This window comes from Cryobacterium sp. 10S3 (genome assembly GCF_034344045.1).
GTDB classification, from domain to species: Bacteria; Actinomycetota; Actinomycetes; order Actinomycetales; family Microbacteriaceae; genus Cryobacterium; species Cryobacterium glucosi.
The window spans coordinates 4,172,102-4,191,373 of the sequence record NZ_CP133773.1 but is presented as its reverse complement, the minus strand read 5'-3'; the positions used below and the strand labels follow the sequence as shown (position 1 = coordinate 4,191,373).

Sequence of the window (19,272 nt, the reverse complement as noted above, 5' to 3'; positions counted from 1 at the left end):
AGCAGATCGCGAGAGAATTCGGCGCTCACGCGATGACGTTGCAGAAGTGGCTGCAGCGCCCCGCAGTGAGATGACGGAACCAAATCTGGCCAGATACGCACCGAGTCGGCCGGGCATGGGGAGGCGCAGAAGCGGATCCGGTTGCTGAAGGAAGTCGAAATCCTGCGGCGGGCGGCTGCGTATTTGTCGCAGGCGAACCCGCCGGGAAAAGGTTCTACCCTCTCGTGGCTGAGCTCGCCGTTGACGGGATTTCCATCACGGTGACGTGTCGGGTCCTTAAGCTCTCTAGTCAGCCCCACTACCGATGGCTAGCAGCTCCGGTTGTGTTTGTTGGGAGTTGTGGGTTTGGCTGATCCGCCCCGGCCTGACGCGGCCGCGCTGATAGCCCAGTTGACCCGACTCGGCGTGCGCATGCGCATAGCTACCGGCGATGTTGTGAAAACCGCGCGGGCCATCGGCGCGCAGGTCGGTCTTGGCACGCACGTGTGCCAGGCAGCGGCCCGTGGTTGCAAAAGACCCGGAGGGCTGCGACCTCGGCACGAGTTCACCGCCGATGCCGATAACCGGCTCTGGCTCACCGACATCACACCGCGTCCAGTGAGCGCCACTCTGACATTCGTCTCCCACCGCCCGGGCTCGACTCGCTGACCGAGTTCGACCTCACGGAGATCGCCGGCGCGGACGGCCTGTCCACGCTGCCGTCCGCGGACGACCGGCACATCCGGCGTTCGTGCTCGACGCCGTGATCTACCTGCCGGACTAATCCCCCGTCGTCACCGACGACCGCGCCCTCGATCTCGCCGGTCCCGACCAGGCACTCGTTCTCGTCGTGACCAACCCGCGCGAGGGCGGCACGACCGTGAACCTCATGGCGCCGATCGTCGTGAACGCTGCGACGGGGCGATGCGCGCAGATCATCCTCGAAGGCCAGGGCTGATCTCTTCGCGCCAAACTCGGCGCCCACCCGGAGTCCTGACCGCGCCTTCCGCAGCACTCCTTCCTGAACGTAGTCTCAGGTTCTTTCCCCACGGAACGATGAGCAGATTTTCCCGAACGGGAATAACGTGAGTTTCATCGGGACACAGTCGCTCGGATCCACCCGTGGCTGGCCGATATCCCGAGCAATGGAGCCGCAATGAATCCGCTCATCAGTTACTTTGCGACTCAGGACAGTCCAGGCATCTATGTCGGCTGGGGGGCATTCCAGATCCAACTCGGCAATCTCATCGTGATCATCGTGATCATCCTGCTGTTTCTGCTGGCCCTCGTTCTCCCGTTCCCGAGTGGGAAGAAACGCCCATGAGCATCCGCGAGGAGCAGAAGAGTGAACCCGCCGAGGAGTACTACACCTGGACAGGGAAAGCTCGCGGCTGGTTGCTCAAGCACCTGCCCGCCGACAAGCTGCTGCCACAGGACCAGCCCAGCTACGTCGCATCCTGGATCTACGTTTTCGGCATGGGCGCCATCGTCTCGCTCGTGTTCATCGTCGTCTCAGGGGTCGTGCTCAGCCTGAACGGCCCGGCCTGGTACCACATCTCCGACTTCGGCCACTTCGTGAACAGCGTGCACCTCTGGAGCGTCGAGGTCTTCTTCATCACCATGGTCGTGCACCTCTGGGGCAAGTACTGGATGGCCGCCTGGCGAGGCGGGCGAACGCTCACCTGGATCACCGGGATGGCCGCCTTCCTCGTCTCGATCGTCGCGGCATTCACCGGGTACCTGCTCCAGACCAACTTCGACTCGCAGTGGATCGCCTTCGAAGGCAAGGACGCACTCAACGCCTCCGGCATCGGAGCCTGGTTCAACGTGGCCAACCTCGGCCAGATCTTCGGCTTCCACATCGTGCTGCTGCCCCTCGCGGTCGGAGCCGTCGTCGCGCTGCACGTGATCCTGGTGCGGATGCACGGGGTCGTCCCCCCGATCGACGCGGCTGAGAGCGACGCCCAGCTGAGTGGCGAAGTGCTGCTCGGCGACGGTACAGCGCTCGGCCACAGTCCAGCGGCCCGACCGGACGCGAACCCGGAACAGGCGGAGGCGACGCAATGAGCACCGCAACGACGTCCCGCTCCAATCGCGACGCCCTCGCCCGACGCCCCTGGCGCGGAAGGGTGCGCGAATACGACCTCTTCAAGGAACTCACCGTTGCCCTCGTCGTCGTCGGACTCCTGATCGTGGGTCTCTCGGCGATCGTCGGCTCGCCGGACGAACCGAGCGTCACCCTCAAGTCCTGGGCGCAGGCAGAACCGGCGGACTTCGTCGCGACGGCGACCGCCGAGCTCGGCGGAACGAGTGATTCCGCAGGTTACGGGCCGCCCTACAACAACACTCCTGACGCGACCCAGACCATCGGGGCCTTCGACCTGCAGAGCTTCTCCGGAGTGCGACTGCCGATCGACACGGCGCAGGACCTCGTGATCACCCCGCTGACGACCCTCAACGTACCCCCGAGCGCCGCCCTCGACGCGTGGAACACCGCGATCGACACCCAGAAGACCGACTGGACCGCCGCATACACGGATGCCCTCACGAACGCCCCCGACGGCGACCCGGCCCAGGTCGCCACCGGCGACTACGGGCCCGTCCCGGTCCTGACCGGTGCCCTACTCAGGATGGCGAGCCAGGGCGCACTCGACGGCGTCCTGAACGCCCAGCAGTCGTTCTACAACTCCGACTACACCCGCACCATCCTGTTCCTGGGCGACGGCGCGTACTTCGGCGACCTCGCGACCGCCCAGCACCTCACCGGCGACCAGTGGGGCATGATGAACGAAACGGGGAACACACCCGGACAATCGTGGCTGTGGCTCTTCTCCTTCTGGTATCAGGTCGAGCCATTCGCCTCCGCCCCGAACGCCGACCTGCTCGTCGTTCTCCTGATGCTCCTGCTGAGCGTGCTACTGACGCTCGTTCCCTTCATCCCCGGCCTGCGGGACATCCCACGGTGGATCCCGGTCCACCGGCTGATCTGGCGGGACTACTACAAGAAGCGCGCGACGGGCCGGGGCTGACCAGGGATTCTTAGGCGTGTCGGTCCTGCCGTCAAGGTGCAAAGTCCGTCGGGGATTGCGCTCGCATAGGGTCCGTAGTACCGGCGGCATCCGCCCTACCGTTCACGAGCTCGAAGCTGGGCTCGTGCACTGCACGCCTGAAAGGTCCTTTCCCATGCCCGCTACAACCGCAGCCTGCCGGAACTCCGCGAGTACCGCTCGCTCGTTACCGAACCAGACGACTTCGACGAGTTCTGGGAGGACACCCTCGCCGACGCCCGCCGGTATCCCGATGAGCCGCGCCGAGGGCCTTGACCAGGTCGTCGACTTTCCGGGTCGAGACGCCGTGGAGGCAAGCCTCCATAACGACGACGAACAGGACCTGGTCCACCCGGCGGCGGCGCTCGAGGAGCGCGGGGAAGAATGAACCCTGGCGCCGCTTGGGGATCTTCAGGTGCAGGTCTCGGGCCGTGGTCGTCAACAGACGCGGGCGGGTACCGTTGCGTTGGGTGGTGCGGTCCTCGGAACGTCGGAAACGGCCGGCACCGATGAGGGCGGTGGCCTCCGCATTGATGAGTTCTTGGTAAAGCGTTTCGGTCGCGACGCGGATTCGGTCGGTGACGTCGGTGAGTTTGAGTTCTCCCAACAGGTCGAGCAGGGCAGACTGGTCTAGAGCCATCTCTAATGGTTAGTAGCTGGCCTGGGGCTGGCTGGCAAGCTGGTATCGGCCTTTCCCAACGTGACTCAAGAGCCATCTGTCCCGCGCAAGCGGTGGCTTTCACACGACCTGTCCGCTGGGCTAGGTCGGTGCCGGCCTGACCCGTTTCGATGGCTTCATAGAAGGTCGTCCACCCACGCTCCGGCGGGGGTGTGACTCATTAGAGATCTGCCTCGCGACGATTCTCCCAGGCCCGGATAACGAACCATTTACCGGAAGAAGACACTTCGTGAGCACCGTAGCTGACACATACAAATACGTCATCGGCGTGGATACCCACGCCAAAACGCACACCTATGGCTATGTCAACCCAAGTCGAACCCACCAGGGCAATCTAAGCCGGACCCACTTCGGGCGAAGCGGGGTGTCACGGGCAACCTAACCGGGACCCACCTCCACCTGTTGCGGTCATCCTCTGGGAGAATAGTGTCATGAGGATTTCCACCAATCCGAACGCCGGCGCAGTCCCTGAGGATTCGTAGTCGTGTCGGAGTGGTGGCAGGTTGTTGTCGGCGTCGTCGTCGGGCTGGTCCTGTTCTGGCTGGTGCTTGTCCTTGTGCTGTGGTTCGAGCAACGCAAACACTCGGGTCGTGCGTCGCTGCTGGATCTTCTTCGTCTCGCCCCGGACGTCGTGCGCCTGCTGAAGCGTCTCGCTTCAGACAGGTCCGTGCCGATCGGGGTCCGGATCTGGTTGGGCGTGCTGTTGGTGTATCTGATCTCGCCTATCGACCTCATCCCGGATTTCATCCCGGTGTTGGGATATGCCGACGACGCGTTGGTCGTAGCGATCGCTCTTCGCTTCGCGACCAGGCGCGCGGGCAGCGATTCCATCACGAAGCACTGGCCGGGGACCCCGGCTGGTCTGGCTGCTGTTCTGCGTCTGGCCGGGTTGCCCTCGTCCTGACTTCAGGTGGAACACCGCCCGGTCGGGCTCGTTCTGGTCAGCCCTCTCCGGTGAGCAGCCGTCGAACACGACGACTGCTTCTGTTGGCCAACGCCTTCAGACGGGCATCTGCTCTTGCTGTCTTTGCATGTGGGCGAGGCGGTAGGAGTCGGTGCCAGTTTCGATGATCGTCCCGCCGAAGGTGAGGCGGTCCACGATCGCCGCGCAAAGGCGGGGGTCGGTGAAGGTCTTCGTCCAGCCGGAGAATGACTCGTTCGACGCGATCGCGATCGAGTTGTTCTCTTCCCTTTCGGTGAGGACTTGGAAGAGCAGCTCGGCGCCTCGCCGGTCGAGTTCCATGTAGCCGAGTTCGTCGATCATGAGGAGGTCGACGCGGCCATAGCGGGCGATGGTGCGGGCGAGGTTCTTCTCGTCTGCGGCCTCGACCAGTTCGTTCACGAGCCGGGTCGCGAGGGTGTATTTCACTCGGAACCCTTTCTCTGCCGCCGCGGTTCCGAGGCCGATCAGCAGGTGTGATTTTCCGGTCCCGGAGTCCCCGATTAGGCAAAGAGGTTGGCCTTTCCGCACCCATTCTCCGGTGGCGAGGGTGTTGATCGTCGCGGGGTTGATGTTCGGGTTGGCGTCGAAATCGAAGTCGCCCAACCACTTGTCTCTGGGGAACCCGGCGGCCTTCACGCGGCGGACAGAGGAGCGTCGGTCGCGGTCATCACATTCGGCCAGCAGCAGTTCCGCGAGGAACCCTTGATAGGAGAGCTGTTCTTTCTCGGCTGCGGTCGTGGCCTCGTCGACGACGGCGCGAATCGTCGGCAGTCGAAGCTTTCGGCAGGCGCCGTCGATGGCAGCGTTCGCGGCTTCTTCAGTCAACCCTCGGCGGCGTCGGAGGGTGGTAGTGATGCTGGTGGTAGCCGAGGTCATGAGCCTGTTCCTTTCTGTCCAGCCGGGACGGCTGTGGGTGGGGTCGTGCGATCGGGTAAGCGCAGCAACTGGTCGTAGGCGAAAACGCTCGGCAACGGCCTGGTGTCAGCGGGAAGGCCAGCGATCACCGCGGCCGGGTCCGCGAGGCGGCGCTGGGTCAGACTGACGACCCGCCGCTCAGGGCCTCGAACTTCCTCGACCGGAGGACGACCTGTTCCAGCCAAGGCTTCGTGGCGACGGGCCTCGACCGCGACAACGTCCGCAGTGACAGCCCCGACCGTGAGCGCGGCCATGATCCCGCCGACGACGTCGTTCGTTGCCATTGTCCGGTGCAGCAGGAGAACATCGATCAGGGCCTTGGTGCCTCCCGCGTCACCGTCTGTTTTCCGGGCGGCAGCCCAGAATGCTTCATGCGCCGAGGTGAATGCGCCCGACGCCCGGGCGTGAGCCAGCGCTGTCGACCCGGGAAGGGCGCCGGGCTTGCGCTGGAGAACTTCGAGATAGTGGTCAAGGTTCACGCTCTGACCATGCAGAGCCACCACCCGCGGGTGCCGTGCGATCTCCGTGCGGCCGTCGAAGACGATCACCTCCGATGCCCGCAGCGCGACACGGACGGGCCGTCCGATGAACCGGGCCGGCACCGAGTAACTCGCCATCCGCACCCGGATCAGGCTCGACCGGTTCACCCGCGGAGTCAACGACAAACCAGGCTCGAACCGATCCGCGGTCACCGGAGCGAGCAGCGGTCGTTCGAGAGCGAAGTCCTGAGCGACAGTGCGGATTCGGTCGCTGATGCGCCGGTTCTCGTCGTCGAGATCCCAGCCACGGATCCGCTCATTCAACTGTTCAAGACAATCCACGACCGGCATCGGGGACAGGTGTGTGCGCCGGAACCGGCCGACTTCACCTTCGACGCCTCCTTTCTCATGGGCGCCTTCGATTCCGGGGTGGCAATAGAACGCGTCGAAACCGTAGTGCGACCGAAACAGCACCCAGCGGTCGTTCTCGGTGCGCTGCCGGCCCGTGCCGTAAATGACTTTCACGACCGCGTCCGTCAAGTTGTCGTAACGAATGTGCCGGGTCGGGATCCCGCCGATGTCCTCGAACGCATCAATGTGCCCCTCGAGGAACGCCTCCTGCGCCTGCGTTGGATAGACCCGGTGAATCGCTTTCCCCGAGTGGGATAGGCGGAAGGTGAACATGTGGCACTTCGTCTTCACTCCGGCCAAGATCACCCAGACCTCCCCGAAATCAACCTCCGCCTCGGCCCCTGGCGCGTGCTCCTGCGGGACGAACACCTCCTGCAGCCGGCCCGCGGCCGCATCGATCTCAGGGCGGCGCCGGCGGACATAGTTCCGGACCGTCGAATACGACAGATCCGTCGCACCATGCTCGTCCGCGAGGCGGGCGAAGACACGCCGTGCCGTGTGCTTCTGCTTCCTCGGTGCCTCCGTGTCCAGGCGGAGCATCTCGTCGATCACTCTCTTGAACGCGTCCAGCCGCGGTGCGGACCGGACCCGCGGTTTCCGTGGCAGCGGCTCCGCCTGCAGCAGGGCTTGCCGCACCGTTGGCCGCCCGACGCCATAACGTCGGGCCAACTCCCGGATCGAGACGCCCTCCACCCGTGCGTCACGCCGGATCTGCGCGAAAATTTCCACCCGAGACTCCATCCGAACCTCCACCCTGAGCAACCAGAAAACACGTTGCAACAACGGTGGAGGTGGGTCCCGGTTAGGTTGCCCGCGACACCCCGCTTCGCCCGAAGTGGGTCCGGCTTAGATTGCCCTGGTGGGTCCCAGTAACGCTGCCATAGTCACACCTACGCAGTCGTTACTGCCGCTACTGGCGCAGTCATTGACACCGCTTCATTTCCCACCACCGACGCTGGCACCGCCCGCGCGATCGCATGGATTGAGCGACGCTCGGATGGGCAGCAGCTTGCCGCTGTCGAGGGCACCGGCTCCTACGGAGCCACCGTGACTCGCGCTCTCACCACCGCGGGGATCCGCGTCTGCGAGGTCAAACCACCCAAACGGCAGGCCCGGGATGGTCACGGCAAAACCGACCAAATCGATGCCGTGGCTGCCGCCCGCACCGCGCTTGGCACCGATGCGACCGCGCTGATTCTGCCGCGCGCCGACGGGCTTCGCAGCGCCCTTCGAGTTCTGCTCGTCGCGAGACACAGTATCGATTCCCAACGCACCAGCGACCGCAACGACCGCAACGCGCTCCTGCGGATAATCAACCTGGGCCTCGACGTCCGCGCACCCCTGACCAACACTCAAGTCGACATCATCGCCGCATGGCGCGATCGCTCCAGCGATGACACTGCCGCTGCCGTCGCCCGATCTGAAGCCCGCAGGCTCGCCTCCGCGATCCACCAGCGCACTCGCGAGTTGGAAACGAATCACGCGGCCCTGTCAAAGCACGTCGACGAACTCGCTCCAGGCATCCAGGACATCCCCGGTGTCGGACCGTTCACGGCCGCTATCATCCTGACCGCTTATTCCCACCAAGGCAGAGTGCGCTCGGAAGCCGCCTTCGCGGCGTTGGCGGGCGTTAGCCCAATTCCGGCATCATCGGGAAATACGACCCGGCATCGCCTCAACCGCCACGGCGACCGTCAACTGAACCGAGCGCTCCACATCATTGCCCGCTGCCGCATGATCACCGACCCCACGACGAAAAGCTACGTTGACAGAAGAACCGCCGAAGGCAAGACCCGGCGAGAGATCCACCGCTGCCTCAAACGATTCATCGCCCGCAGCATCTATCGCTCACTGGCGACCCTTACTGCTTGACTTCAACCATAGAAGGGTCGTGTGATGTGTCTTTCTGTGAGGAACTTTGAACGGTTCTCACTGACCATCGCGCGATGGTTTCCGACGTTGTTAATCCAACGCCCCAAGAACCGGGAACTACACCCCTCCACGGGACGCAACCGGTTGTGGTGGCCTAATCTGCCCAGATGACTTCCCAGTGGGTGACCTGGGCCGCGGAGCACAGCGATCCCGGCCTGATGGTCGGTTGTGCGCGCAGCGAGCACTGCGGGACTCTCGGGCGCGTGGGGTGTGGCGAACCCTCCCCCAGTCAAGATCCCTTCGCAGGTCCGGATCGAGCGTGTTCGTGCAGACGGGTGTACAAAACGACAGGCCGACGCCGGCGCGTCGACCTGGTTCTCGTCGATCAGTTCCTGCCCGTGACGATAAGAGTCATGTGGGAAGATGGCACAAAAAAACGAAGCGGAGCAAATGTGAGCACTGGAATTGTGGTCATTGACATTCAGAACGACTACTTCCCCGGGGGTGCATATCCCCTCACCGGGAGTGAGTCCGCCGCGGTCATCGCCCGGGGCGTCCTCGACACGGCCCGTGCCACCGGCACCCCCATCATCCACTTCCAGCACCTCGCCACCGAACCGGATGCGACGTTCTTCGTCCCCGGGACCGCAGGGGCCGAGATCTACCCACTCCTGGCGCCGGTGGCGACCGAACACCACTTGACCAAAGGCTCCCCGAACGCCTTCATCGGCACCGGACTCGAACAGCTGCTCCGGGACGAGGACATCGAACACCTCGTCATCATGGGCATGATGAGCAGCATGTGCATCGACGCGACCGCCCGGGCCGCCCTCGACCTCGGGTTAGTCGTTACGGTCGTGCACGACGCCTGCGCCGCACCCGACTTCGAGTTCGAAGGCACCGAGGTTCCGGGGGCATCCGTCCAGGCCGCCTTCATGGCCACCCTCCGCGACGCGGGTGCCGACGTGCTCGCCGCCGCCGACCTCCACCTCGCTCCGATCTCGGCTCACTAGCGGCATCCTGCCCGGCCGGGTCGACAACGCGACACTACTCCGAGGCCAGCCCACCGCACGCGAGGCGCAACCAGCAGGCGGATCTTGCGAGCGTATATCTTGAACGACCTGGGCTATCCGCCGCACCGATCGTTTTACTTGGTGGCGCCCTGCGTGAAGCCGTTGTAGATGAATCGTTGCAGCACCAGGAAGACGATGACCGTGGGGATGATGACGAGCATTGTGCCCGCGGAGATGACTTCCCATTGGGCGCCGAAGGGCCCTTTGAACCGGAAGAGTGAGGTTGAGATGACACCCAGTTGTTGCGAGGGCATGTAGAGGAACGGGATGTAGAACTCGTTGTAGATCGCGATGCCCTTAATGATGACGACAGTGGCGATCGCGGGCTTGAGGAGCGGAAGGATGATCCGCCAGTAGATTACGAAACGGTTTGCGCCGTCTAGCATCGCGGCTTCGTCGAGTTCGCGGGGAATGGATTGCATGAATTGAACAAAAATGTAGATGGAGATGATGTCGGTCCCGAGGAAGAGCGCGATCGCCGCCCAATAGGTATTGAAAAGTCCAAGGTTATTGACCACCTGGAACGTTGCCACCTGGGTTGTCACTGCGGGAACGAGCGTCGCTAGCAGGAACATCATCAGGACGACCTTCTTGAATCGGAAGTCGAACCTATCGATTGCATACGCGGTCATGGTGCCGATGACGAGGGTTCCCAGCACGGAGATCACCAGGATGAAACCCGTGTTCGCGAAGCCTTGGAGCATGTGCCCCTTGTCTAGCGCAGTGGCGAAGTTGGCGAAGTTGAACCAGTTTTGGGGCAGGTCGGCCGGCCCCGAGTTTAGGTACTCGTTCTTCGTTTTGAACGCGGTCATGAACACGACGCCTAGCGGCAGCAGGGTGACGATTGCAGCGACGACGAGGGTGAGGTACTTCAGTGTCGTCATGACTGCCGCCCGAAGGCGGTGGTTGGGGAGCACCGGAGTAGCGCCGTGCTTCTGCGCTACTGGCGTGGTTTTCAGTTCGGTCATGAGATGTTTACCTCATCGTCTGGTACCAGCTTGCGCTGGACGTAGGTGACTATCAGCACAATCAGGAGCAGGATGACTGCCATCGCCGACGCAAGCCCGACGTGCCGGAAGGTGAAGGCTTGCTGAATGGTCGTGATCACGAAGGTCGCGGTGCCGTTGGCACCGCCCGTCATGATGAACGGGATCTCGAAGACTGCGAGGCTTCCCGAAATGGCGAGGATGAATGACAGGCTGATGATGCGCTTGATCCCCGGCATGATGATGAATCGGAACTGCTGCCATTTGTTGGCGCCGTCGAGGTCAGCCGCCTCATACAGTTGCGCGGGAATCGACTGGATCGCTCCCAGGAAGAGAACGAAGTTCAGTCCCGTGTACCGCCAGACGGATGTCCCCGCGAGCGAGAAGTTCGCGACGTCGGGGTTGCCGAGCCACTGGGTGGTCAGCTGCGCCAATCCGAAGTTTTTCAGGATTAGGTCGAGCGTTCCGCCGGGCTGGAAGAAATACAAGAAGACGAGGCCGATTGCGACTCCGTTGATCAGGTAGGGAAAGAACAGCACTCCTTTGAAGAAGTTCCGGAATCGCGTCTTGAAGCTGAGGATTGTCGCGAAGTAGAGGGCAAGGCCCATCTGCAGGATAGAAGCGCCGACATAGAACAGGCTGACGTAGAAGACGTTGAAGATGGTCGGATCACTGAAGATTTGACCGTAGTTGTCGAGTCCGACCACCTGCTGGACCTTTGAGATGCCATTCCACGAGGTGAAGCTGTACCAGATCATGTTCACGACGGGGATGTAGGTGAACGTGATCAACAGCCCGAGTGGTGCGAGCAGGAAAAGCCACGGTGTGACCCATTTCGGTCGCTGGCGCCAAGGGGCATTCCTGCCGACGCCCGCGGCCGGGATGGTCGCCGTTAAGGGGGGAACACCCCCGGTAGTGCCGGCTAAGCCGGTCAATTGAGACATTGTTGTCTGCTTTCCGGAGGTGTTGCCCCCTGCGGTGCGATCGTGCGATGAGGGAGTGTTACTTGCCGGCCTTGGCCTTGGCGGCCGCCCACCGCTGGTTGAGCTCGTCGAAGTACGAGTTCATGTCGCCCTTCGCTGCCCCGCGGGCAATGTCTACGAGCTTCTGGCGATAGACCTGACCGAAGAGGTCGATGTTCGCGCCGTTGTAGATGTCGGAATCGACCGTGGCTTGGTCCGTCGGTGCCGGCGTCAATTCGAGGTATTGCACATCAGCCTTCGTGAAGTCCGCCAGTGTTGACGGGTTCTCGCTGCCGACCTTCGGAGTGATTGCACCCTGGCTGGCGGCAAATCCGGAATCGTTGGTGAACCAGTCGATCCAGGCCCGCGCGGCGGCCTTGTGCGTGGAATTGATGTTGATGGCGTTCTTGAAGTCCCCCGCGATGACAGAGTGGAACTTACCGTCGACCTGGTGCGGGAACGGCATGTAGCCGATGTCCGCAGGATCGGCTCCGGCATCCTTTGCGGCCTTCTGGAACTGGACGATGGCCCAGGACCCGAGTGCCATCGTGCCAACCTTTCCGGTTGCCAGCAGACCTTTCGAGCCTTCCCAGCTTGTGGTTAGCGGGTCCGGTTCGGTGAGCTTGTTACTCACCGCATTGAAGAGCAGGGAATCAATGAGGTACTGGTCGCTCCCTGCGGACCAGGGTGCGTCCGACTTGTCCATCGTCTGTACGATTTCCTTATCGCCCGACGTGCCGCGGAACCCCTGCCACTGGCCGAGGGGCCAGCCGTCTTTATAGTTCGTGTAGAGCGGAATCGCTGCACCCTTGGCCTGGATAGCCTTGAGGTCGGTGATGAACTCTTCGGGAGTCTTGGGGTTGGTCGTGACTCCGGCATCCGCCCAGGTCTTCTTGTTGTACACGAAACCGTTGGCCCCACCGAAGGTGGGCAGACCGTACACAGTCCCGTCGAACGCCTGCTCGGCGATAAAGCGATAGTCCTTCGCCATGTCGGTGACCTTGCCGAGAGGTTCGAAGAAGTTCGCGAGCTGATCCTTGGTGACCGACGCCGGGATACCGAGGACGTCGCCATAGTCCTTCGTTCCAAGCCGGGTGGTCACTTCGCTCTCGTAGTCAGTGATGGCCTCGAAGGTCACTTTGACGTCGGGGTACTTCTTCTCGAATGTGGCCTTGTAGTCTGCGAACACGGTATCGACAAGGTCGGTACGATTCGTCAGGACCGTGATATCGCCGGTCGGATTGCCCGAGGAATCCGTTGCCGTGGTGCCGCCGGAACTACAACCGGCGAGCATCATCGCGGCTACGACTACGCCCGCAACGCCTGTGATGTGCTTCATTGCCATCTCTGGATCTCCAATGTTGGTGCGTCAATGGACGAGCGTGACCGGTGAACGCTGTCGTCAGCTTCATCCAACCAACCGCGCTCTCGGCGCGAACGGATTAGTCCCGGCCTGACGCGATCAGTGAGCACAGCATATCAGCGTTGACACAAGAGTCAATGTAATTTTCGGAGCCAGCGGCGGGACCGTTATAGCGTGTTTAAACCGCCGCTCGCATACCGCTCGATCCCGGTACCCTCCAATAGATTTGACAACCCAGGTCGGTTTAAATTTATCGCTTGATCAGCAATTTGCAGTGTTCAGTATTGAGCTAAATTTGCGCGCTTGGAGTGCACTGTCGGATTACGCAACCGCGCAAGTGCCTATTCGTCTGCCATTTTTCAATGAAAAACACCCCGCGGAATTAGTGCTCTATGGCCTGTCGCGGGAAAATTTGTCAGCGCTGACATGAAGTAGTGACGCCGTGCTACGGTTGCGTCATGATCGAGCCGGAGTCGTCATCAGTCGCGCGTGCACCGTCGGTACCCCTGAGGCACGATCCCGGCTCCGTGTTGCGGGATCTTGCCGCCCTCCCCCAGTCGCGAGCGACACTCGCCGATGTGGGTCGCCTCGCCGGCGTGAGCGCAAAGACCGTTTCACGCGTCGTGACGGACAGTGGCAGTGTCTCCGTCGCGACCAGGGACCGGGTCCTCTCCGCCGCGCAAACACTCCGATTCCGCCCCAACCATCTGGCCAGAAGCTTGCGTCACGGAAGCGTCACGGATACCGTCGCCTTCGTCATCGGCGATCTCGCGAACCCCTTTTATGTCAAGGTCGCTGCGGGTGTCGAGGAGGAGCTTGCACAGCACGAGCTCATGATGATCTTGGCGGCCACTCACGACGACCCCCAGAGCGAGCGGAAGGTTGTCGAGAATCTGCTCAAGCACCGAGTTCGCGGGCTTCTGATGGTGCCGATCGCCGATGATCAGGCCTACCTCGAAAACGAACGCCAGCTCGGCACGCCGGTTGTCTGTATCGACCGTCCCGCCCGCAACCTCATCGCCGATGCCGTGGTCCTAGACAACTTCCGGGGCACAGTGGATGCCACGCGAAGTCTGCTGCAGGCAGGTCACCGGCGGATCGGATTCGTGTGCAGTCCCGCCGAGCTCTACACCCACCAGGAACGCCTGCGCGGTTTTCGCTCGGCCATGAGAGAAGGCGGCGTCTCCGACTCCGTCCACTGGGAGCGCCTTGAACCCGTCACGGGACGAAGCGAAGAGGAATCGGTGCGGGAACTGCTCGCACTGCCAGACCCGCCAACGGCCATCATCGCGGGGAACAACCGGGCGAGCGCTGGCGTGATTCGGGAGCTAGGACGACGGTTCCAAGAGTTCGCGTTCATCGGCTTCGACGACTTCGATCTCGCTGATGCCTGGGGCATCAGCGTCGTGACCTACGACCCGGCCGAGCTTGGCCGCCAAGCCGTGAGGCTCATGATGCAGCGGCTCCAGGATCGACTCGGGCCCCCGGTGCGGGTCGATATCCCCACACACGTCGTCCAGCGCGGGTCGGGGGAGTATCCGCCGCGGGCCGCCGCGCACGTTCCGCACTTGTAAGAGAACTACCTGTACGAGCAATAGGGAGAGACACTGTGCACCGCACACCGCTAAACGACAATTGGACCCTGAACCTGATGGCTGGCCCTGTCCCCGAAGGTCTTCCGCGGGACATTCCGGCGACCGTTCCAGGGACCGTGCACACTGACCTGCTAGCGCGGGGCTTGATCCCGGACCCGTATCTCAACACCAACGAGAACGCGGTGAAGTGGATCGGAGAAACCGACGTACGCTACCAAACCTCGTTCGCCTTCACCGACGAGGGCCACGAACGCGTCGACCTCGTTGCCGAGGGCCTGGACACGGTTGCAACCGTAACGTTCAACGGCGCGCTCGTTGGAGAGACCAAGAACCAGCATCGGTCCTATCGCTTCGACGTGCGTTCATTGATCCGCGCGAGCAGCAACGAACTGACGGTCGATCTCGCTTCACCCCTCCGCTCTGCGCGCGAATCGGAGCTACGGATCGGTGCCAAACCGCTGGTCGCCGATGCGCTGCCCTATAACGCCCTGCGCAAGATGGCGTGCAACTTCGGCTGGGACTGGGGGCCCACACTCACGACCTCAGGGATCTGGCGGCCCCTCTACCTGCACCAATGGTCCGTCGCCCGACTGGCACAGGTCATTCCTCGAGTCAGCGTGGATTCCGACGGTGGCGGTCTCGTCGAAGTCCACGTCGAGCTCGAACGTACCGACCTCGAATCTGCTGCGCATACCGAGCTGCTCCTCGAGGCCATTCTCACGGCCCCCGACGGAACCGCGGTGCACACGAGCGGGACAGTTGAACGGTCCTCCTCCGTCCTCAGCCTCAAGATTGATAATGCGGAACTATGGTGGCCGAGGGGCTACGGCGACCAACCGCTCTACCACCTGGACGTGCGAGTGTCCCGGGACGCCGAGGAACTCGACACCTGGACGCACGATGTCGGGTTCCGCACGGTCGAGGTGCGGATGAATCCCGACGACTTCGGCACCGGTTTCGAATTCCACGTCAACGGGCAATTCGTCTACATCAAGGGCGCGAACTGGATCCCTGACGATTGTTTCCTGCCCCGCGTGACCCGGGACGACTATGAACGCGGGGTTCGCGACGCCGTCGAGGCCAATATGAACATGCTCCGCATCTGGGGTGGCGGTATCTACGAGAGCAACGACCTTTACGACATCTGCAACCGGGAGGGGATTCTGTTGTGGCAGGACTTCCTGTTTGCTTGCGCGATCTACTCGGAGGCCCCGGAGATGTGGGCCGAAGTCGAAGCGGAGGCTCGTGAGAATGTCGCCCGTCTTGCCCCAAACCCCTCCCTTGTCTTCTGGAACGGCAGCAACGAAAACATCGAGGGTTACTTCCACTGGGGTTTCAAGGAGCGGATGCAGGAGGGCGAGACCTGGGGACGCGGCTACTACGACGACCTACTCCCGAGTATTTTGGCCGAACTCGACCCCGGGCGTGGCTACCTCCCGTCGACTCCATTCTCCCCCGCCGATTACGCCGATCCTCGCGATCCAAACCACGGCCCTGTGCACAGCTGGAAGGTCTGGTTCAGCGAGGACTACCTGACCTACCGCAACTCGGTGCCGCGTTTCGTCGCCGAATTTGGTTTCCAAGGTCCCGCCGACTACTCAACCCTCACGAGCGCCATTGACGACGACCCTATGCTGCCGGATTCCCCCGGCATGGCCGCCCACCAGAAGGCGGTCGACGGCAATGGCAAGCTCGACCGCGGCTATGCACTGCACCTGCCTGCACCCACGACCTTCGACGACTGGCACTTCGCGACCCAGCTGAACCAGGCCCGCGCAATCTCCTGCGGCGTCAAGCACTTCCGTTCGCATTCCCCGCGCACTTCCGGCTCGCTGGTCTGGCAACTCAACGATTGCTGGCCCGCTATCAGCTGGGCGGCCGTCGACAAGGCTGGCAGACGCAAGCCGCTGTGGTACGCACTGCGGGCACTCAACGCGCCCCGCCTGCTCCTAGTCCAGCCCCGAGGCGCCGGCCTCGCCCTCATCGTGAGCAACGACAGTCCCCATGCTTGGACGGGTACCGTCGCCGTCCGGCGCCTGAGCCTCACCGGAACAGAGCTCGCCGCCGAGCACCTTCGGTTCAACGTGGCTTCACGTACCAACCAGACCATCCTCCTCTCCGAGTCCCTGACGGTGCCTGCAGACGCACGGAACGAGCTCATTGTCGCCGAGGCGGATGCTTCCGCCCGTGCATTCTCCTACTTCGTCGAAGACGTCGAGTTGAGCCTGCCCCAGGCGGAGTTCAGCACCACGGTCGAGCGTGAGGACGTCGGATATTCCCTCACCGTCACCGCCAACAATTTCGTGAAGGACATCGTGCTAAATCCGGATCGCCTCGACCCGATGGCCACGGTGGACGAGATGCTCGTGACCCTGCTACCCGGCGAGAGTCACCGATTCCTCGTCCTCAGCGGCGAAGAACTGCCCGTCGATGATCTCACCACCCGACCGGTTCTCCAGAGCGCGAACAACCTCCGGCACCCCGCCGCCCTCACCCAGAAAGGGACCGTATGAAGATTCAGGCTCATCACAGTGAAGCGGATGGCGTGGTCATTGTCACATCAACCGGGCGGCTGAAAGTGCAGCGCCTCGGTGAGCAAGTAATGCGGGTCGTCTTCACGGGTCGACCGGTCTTCGGCTCCGATGAGAGCCTCATGGTGGTCGGCGGTAACGAGCGATCGGCTCCGGACGTCGCCGATTCCGCCGATCAGCTGGTGCTCTCCATTCCCCGGCTGCGGCTCGTCATCGACAAACAGTTCGGCGCGTTCACCTGGACCGACGAGACCGGGCGACTCCTGTTCCGTGAGCCGCACGATCGCGCGGACACGAAAGTGCTTGAGGAGATCGACGTCCTGCGTTCCGTCTTCTCCGAAGACACCGTGATCACCACCGCACTCGGCGCCGACGGCGAGAAGTCCGTCGTGGGCCAGACGAAGCAACTGGTCGACCGCCAGGCGTACTCGACGAAGCTCCGACTTGAGTTCAGCGACGGCGAGGCCCTCTACGGGCTCGGCCAGCATGACGAGGGCGTCTTCAACTATCGCGGTCACCACGAGGACCTGTACCAGCAGAACATGAAGATCGTGGCGCCCGTGCTCGTCTCGACGCGGGGCTACGCCATCATGTGGGACAGCCAGGCTCTCGCCTCTTTCCACGATGACCAGGCCGGGAGCTACTTCTGGACTGAAGTCGATGACGAGATGGACTTTTACGTCATTGCAGGCCCCGAACTGGATGACATCGTCCACCACATCCGCACCCTGACCGGAGGGGCTCCGATGCTTCCTCGCTGGTCCCTTGGCTACATCCAGTCCAAGGACCGGTACGAGAACGCCGACGAGCTCCTCGACATCGTCCGCGAGTACCGGCGGCGGGATATCCCCCTCGACTGCATCGTGCAGGACTGGAAGCACTGGCCGGAGGGACTCTGGGGACAGAAGTCGCTGGACCCTGACCGGTACCCCGACCCGACACGGCTGATCGAAGAGCTGCACGATCTCGGCGCGAAGCTGATGGTCTCCATCTGGCCGAACATGCAAAACGACGGACCCAACCAGGCCGAGTTCCGTGCCCACGGGGAGCTCCTCGGCGACGGCTCCACCTACGATGCGTTCGACGCGGATGCCAGGGCCCGGTATTGGAAGCAGGTGAACGAGGGCTACTTCAGCCACGGCGTCGACGCGTTCTGGGCAGACTGCACCGAACCGTTCGAGGGCGACTGGAAGGGGATCGTTAAACCGGAGCCCTGGCAGCGCCTGCTCATCAATGCCGGCGAGCTGAAGAAGTACCTCGACCCGGAGCACATCAACGCCTATTCACTCCTGCACTCCGAAGGACTCTACGAGGGCCAGCGAGCCGCCGGCAACGACAAACGTGTGTTCTTGCTCACACGCTCGGGCTTCGTCGGCCAGCAACGCTACAGCGCGGTCACCTGGTCCGGCGACACCTCGGCGACTTGGTTAGCCTTGCGACGGCAGATCTCCGCCGGGCTCAACCTGTGCGTCACAGGCACCCCATACTGGACATTCGATATAGGCGCTTACTTCGTCACCCCGGGCCCGCTGTGGTTCTGGGAGGGTGACTTCGCGGAGGGCAGCGCCGACCTAGGCTACCGGGAACTCTACGTCCGGTGGCTGCAGATGGGCACCTTCCTGCCCATCTTCCGCTCCCACGGCCGGGACACGCCCCGCGAACCGTGGCGGTTCGGTGACGTGGGAGACGCCAGCTACGACACCATCTGCGCCTTCATCCGCTTGCGCTATCGACTACTCCCCTACCTGTACTCGCTCAGCGGCTGGACAACCCAGCGCGACTACACCCCGATGCGTTCGCTCGTCTTCGACTTCCGCCACGACCCGCGGGTGTACGACGTCGACGATGAGTTCATGCTCGGCCCGTCGCTCCTGATCTGCCCCATCACTGAGCCGATGTATTTCGGCCCTGATTCGGAGCCCGTACAGGGACGCCCCACCACCCGGTCGGTCTATCTCCCGTCCGGCTGCAACTGGTACGACTTCTGGACCTCCGAGCGCTTCGAGGGCGGCCAGACCATCGAAGTCGCCGCGTCACTGGAGACGATCCCCGTCTTCGTGCGGGCCGGCAGCCTACTGCCCCTTGGACCCGCGGTCCAGCACACCGGCGAGAATGTCTTCGGCCCCCTGGAGGTGCGGATCTACCCCGGCGCCGACGTAACCTTCGATCTCTACGAGGATGCCGGTGATGGCTACGGCTACGAGAACGGCGAGTTCAGCACCATGACTCTGCGATGGTCGGAATTGGAGCGGACGCTCATCGTCGACGCCAGAACCGGCAGCTTCCCCGGCATGCCCGCCACCCGCGCGATCATCCCCATCTTCATCGGCGAACCGACCAACAACGCGCCAACATCGACGGACATCGCCCTCCAGATCGCCTATGTCGGCCAGGAGCTACGCACGATCCTGCGCTGAAAGACCGGCACGCGCGCCCC

Annotated in this window: 17 protein-coding genes and 2 pseudogenes; 13 read left to right on the top strand and 6 right to left on the bottom strand. The window is 62.9% G+C overall.

Features of this window, described 5'->3' with window-relative positions; all coding sequences use genetic code 11:
- Positions 1-339: 339 nt before the first annotated feature.
- The 6 genes from RHM57_RS19655 (at position 340) to RHM57_RS19650 (ending at position 3,302) form a co-directional block, all read left to right on the top strand.
- Positions 340-648 (top strand): HAD family hydrolase, encoded by a 309-nt coding sequence (locus RHM57_RS19655; RefSeq protein WP_369125154.1) that lies wholly within the window; start codon positions 340-342, stop codon positions 646-648.
- Positions 649-829: 181 nt separating this feature from the next.
- A complete protein-coding gene (fliW, locus tag RHM57_RS19335) occupies positions 830-937 on the top strand; it encodes a flagellar assembly protein FliW (RefSeq protein ID WP_322136707.1) in 108 nt (35 codons plus the stop codon).
- A gap of 198 nt (positions 938-1,135) precedes the next feature.
- Entirely contained in the window at positions 1,136-1,303 is a 168-nt protein-coding gene (locus tag RHM57_RS19330; protein ID WP_322136708.1) for a hypothetical protein, read from the top strand.
- Positions 1,300-2,046 (top strand): cytochrome b N-terminal domain-containing protein, encoded by a 747-nt coding sequence (locus tag RHM57_RS19325; protein WP_322136709.1) that lies wholly within the window; start codon positions 1,300-1,302, stop codon positions 2,044-2,046. The genes RHM57_RS19330 and RHM57_RS19325 overlap by 4 nt, the downstream gene beginning before the upstream one ends.
- Positions 2,043-3,008: a hypothetical protein gene (locus tag RHM57_RS19320; protein WP_322136710.1), complete on the top strand. Its 966-nt coding sequence runs from the start codon at positions 2,043-2,045 to the stop codon at positions 3,006-3,008. Before RHM57_RS19325 ends, RHM57_RS19320 begins: the two co-directional genes overlap by 4 nt.
- Before the next feature lie 174 nt (positions 3,009-3,182).
- The gene (locus RHM57_RS19650) at positions 3,183-3,302 is read left to right on the top strand and encodes an acetylxylan esterase (protein WP_369125155.1); all 120 of its coding nucleotides are present in this window, start codon (positions 3,183-3,185) and stop codon (positions 3,300-3,302) included.
- Here RHM57_RS19650 and RHM57_RS19315 read toward each other — a convergent pair.
- Positions 3,268-3,666 (bottom strand): annotated as a pseudogene (locus RHM57_RS19315) (transposase); the annotation flags it as partial. The gene RHM57_RS19650 and the pseudogene RHM57_RS19315 sit on opposite strands and share 35 nt — an antisense overlap.
- A gap of 523 nt (positions 3,667-4,189) precedes the next feature.
- Between RHM57_RS19315 and RHM57_RS19310 the strand changes: the two are divergent.
- Positions 4,190-4,609 (top strand): YkvA family protein, encoded by a 420-nt coding sequence (locus RHM57_RS19310; protein WP_322136711.1) that lies wholly within the window; start codon positions 4,190-4,192, stop codon positions 4,607-4,609.
- A gap of 96 nt (positions 4,610-4,705) precedes the next feature.
- Here the strand turns inward: RHM57_RS19310 and istB are convergent, their stop codons facing one another.
- Both istB and istA read right to left on the bottom strand, forming a co-directional pair.
- Positions 4,706-5,524: an IS21-like element helper ATPase IstB gene (gene istB, locus RHM57_RS19305; RefSeq protein WP_322136712.1), complete on the bottom strand. Its 819-nt coding sequence runs from the start codon at positions 5,522-5,524 to the stop codon at positions 4,706-4,708.
- Positions 5,521-7,194, bottom strand: a complete 1,674-nt coding sequence (istA, locus tag RHM57_RS19300; protein ID WP_322136713.1) for an IS21 family transposase — start codon at positions 7,192-7,194, stop codon at positions 5,521-5,523. Before istA ends, istB begins: the two co-directional genes overlap by 4 nt.
- Before the next feature lie 141 nt (positions 7,195-7,335).
- On the opposite strand from istA, the pseudogene RHM57_RS19295 reads away from it, so the two are divergent.
- Together RHM57_RS19295 and RHM57_RS19290 are read left to right on the top strand one after the other, a co-directional pair.
- Positions 7,336-8,325, top strand: a pseudogene (locus RHM57_RS19295) (IS110 family transposase); the annotation flags it as partial.
- A 452-nt stretch (positions 8,326-8,777) separates the two neighbouring features.
- Complete coding sequence (locus RHM57_RS19290) at positions 8,778-9,338, top strand: cysteine hydrolase family protein (protein WP_322136714.1); 561 nt, start codon at positions 8,778-8,780, stop codon at positions 9,336-9,338.
- A gap of 134 nt (positions 9,339-9,472) precedes the next feature.
- Here RHM57_RS19290 and RHM57_RS19285 read toward each other — a convergent pair whose 3' ends face one another.
- The 3 genes from RHM57_RS19285 to RHM57_RS19275 are packed head-to-tail and all read right to left on the bottom strand — an operon-like array spanning position 9,473 to position 12,685.
- Positions 9,473-10,366 (bottom strand): carbohydrate ABC transporter permease, encoded by an 894-nt coding sequence (locus RHM57_RS19285; protein ID WP_322136715.1) that lies wholly within the window; start codon positions 10,364-10,366, stop codon positions 9,473-9,475.
- Positions 10,363-11,328, bottom strand: coding sequence for a sugar ABC transporter permease (locus RHM57_RS19280; protein WP_322141105.1), 966 nt, complete (start codon positions 11,326-11,328; stop codon positions 10,363-10,365). Before RHM57_RS19280 ends, RHM57_RS19285 begins: the two co-directional genes overlap by 4 nt.
- Before the next feature lie 58 nt (positions 11,329-11,386).
- Entirely contained in the window at positions 11,387-12,685 is a 1,299-nt protein-coding gene (locus tag RHM57_RS19275; RefSeq protein ID WP_322136717.1) for an ABC transporter substrate-binding protein, read from the bottom strand.
- A 250-nt stretch (positions 12,686-12,935) separates the two neighbouring features.
- On the opposite strand from RHM57_RS19275, the gene RHM57_RS19270 reads away from it, so the two are divergent.
- The 4 genes from RHM57_RS19270 to RHM57_RS19255 all read left to right on the top strand — a co-directional run bounded on the left by RHM57_RS19270 (position 12,936) and on the right by RHM57_RS19255 (position 19,252).
- On the top strand, positions 12,936-13,139 hold the full coding sequence (locus RHM57_RS19270) for a hypothetical protein (RefSeq protein ID WP_322136718.1): 204 nt from the start codon (positions 12,936-12,938) through the stop codon (positions 13,137-13,139).
- A 28-nt stretch (positions 13,140-13,167) separates the two neighbouring features.
- Positions 13,168-14,283, top strand: coding sequence for a LacI family DNA-binding transcriptional regulator (locus tag RHM57_RS19265; protein ID WP_322136719.1), 1,116 nt, complete (start codon positions 13,168-13,170; stop codon positions 14,281-14,283).
- Positions 14,284-14,360: 77 nt separating this feature from the next.
- Positions 14,361-16,817, top strand: a complete 2,457-nt coding sequence (locus tag RHM57_RS19260; protein WP_322140451.1) for a glycoside hydrolase family 2 protein — start codon at positions 14,361-14,363, stop codon at positions 16,815-16,817.
- Entirely contained in the window at positions 16,814-19,252 is a 2,439-nt protein-coding gene (locus RHM57_RS19255; protein WP_322136722.1) for a TIM-barrel domain-containing protein, read from the top strand. Before RHM57_RS19260 ends, RHM57_RS19255 begins: the two co-directional genes overlap by 4 nt.
- Positions 19,253-19,272 lie beyond the last annotated feature (20 nt).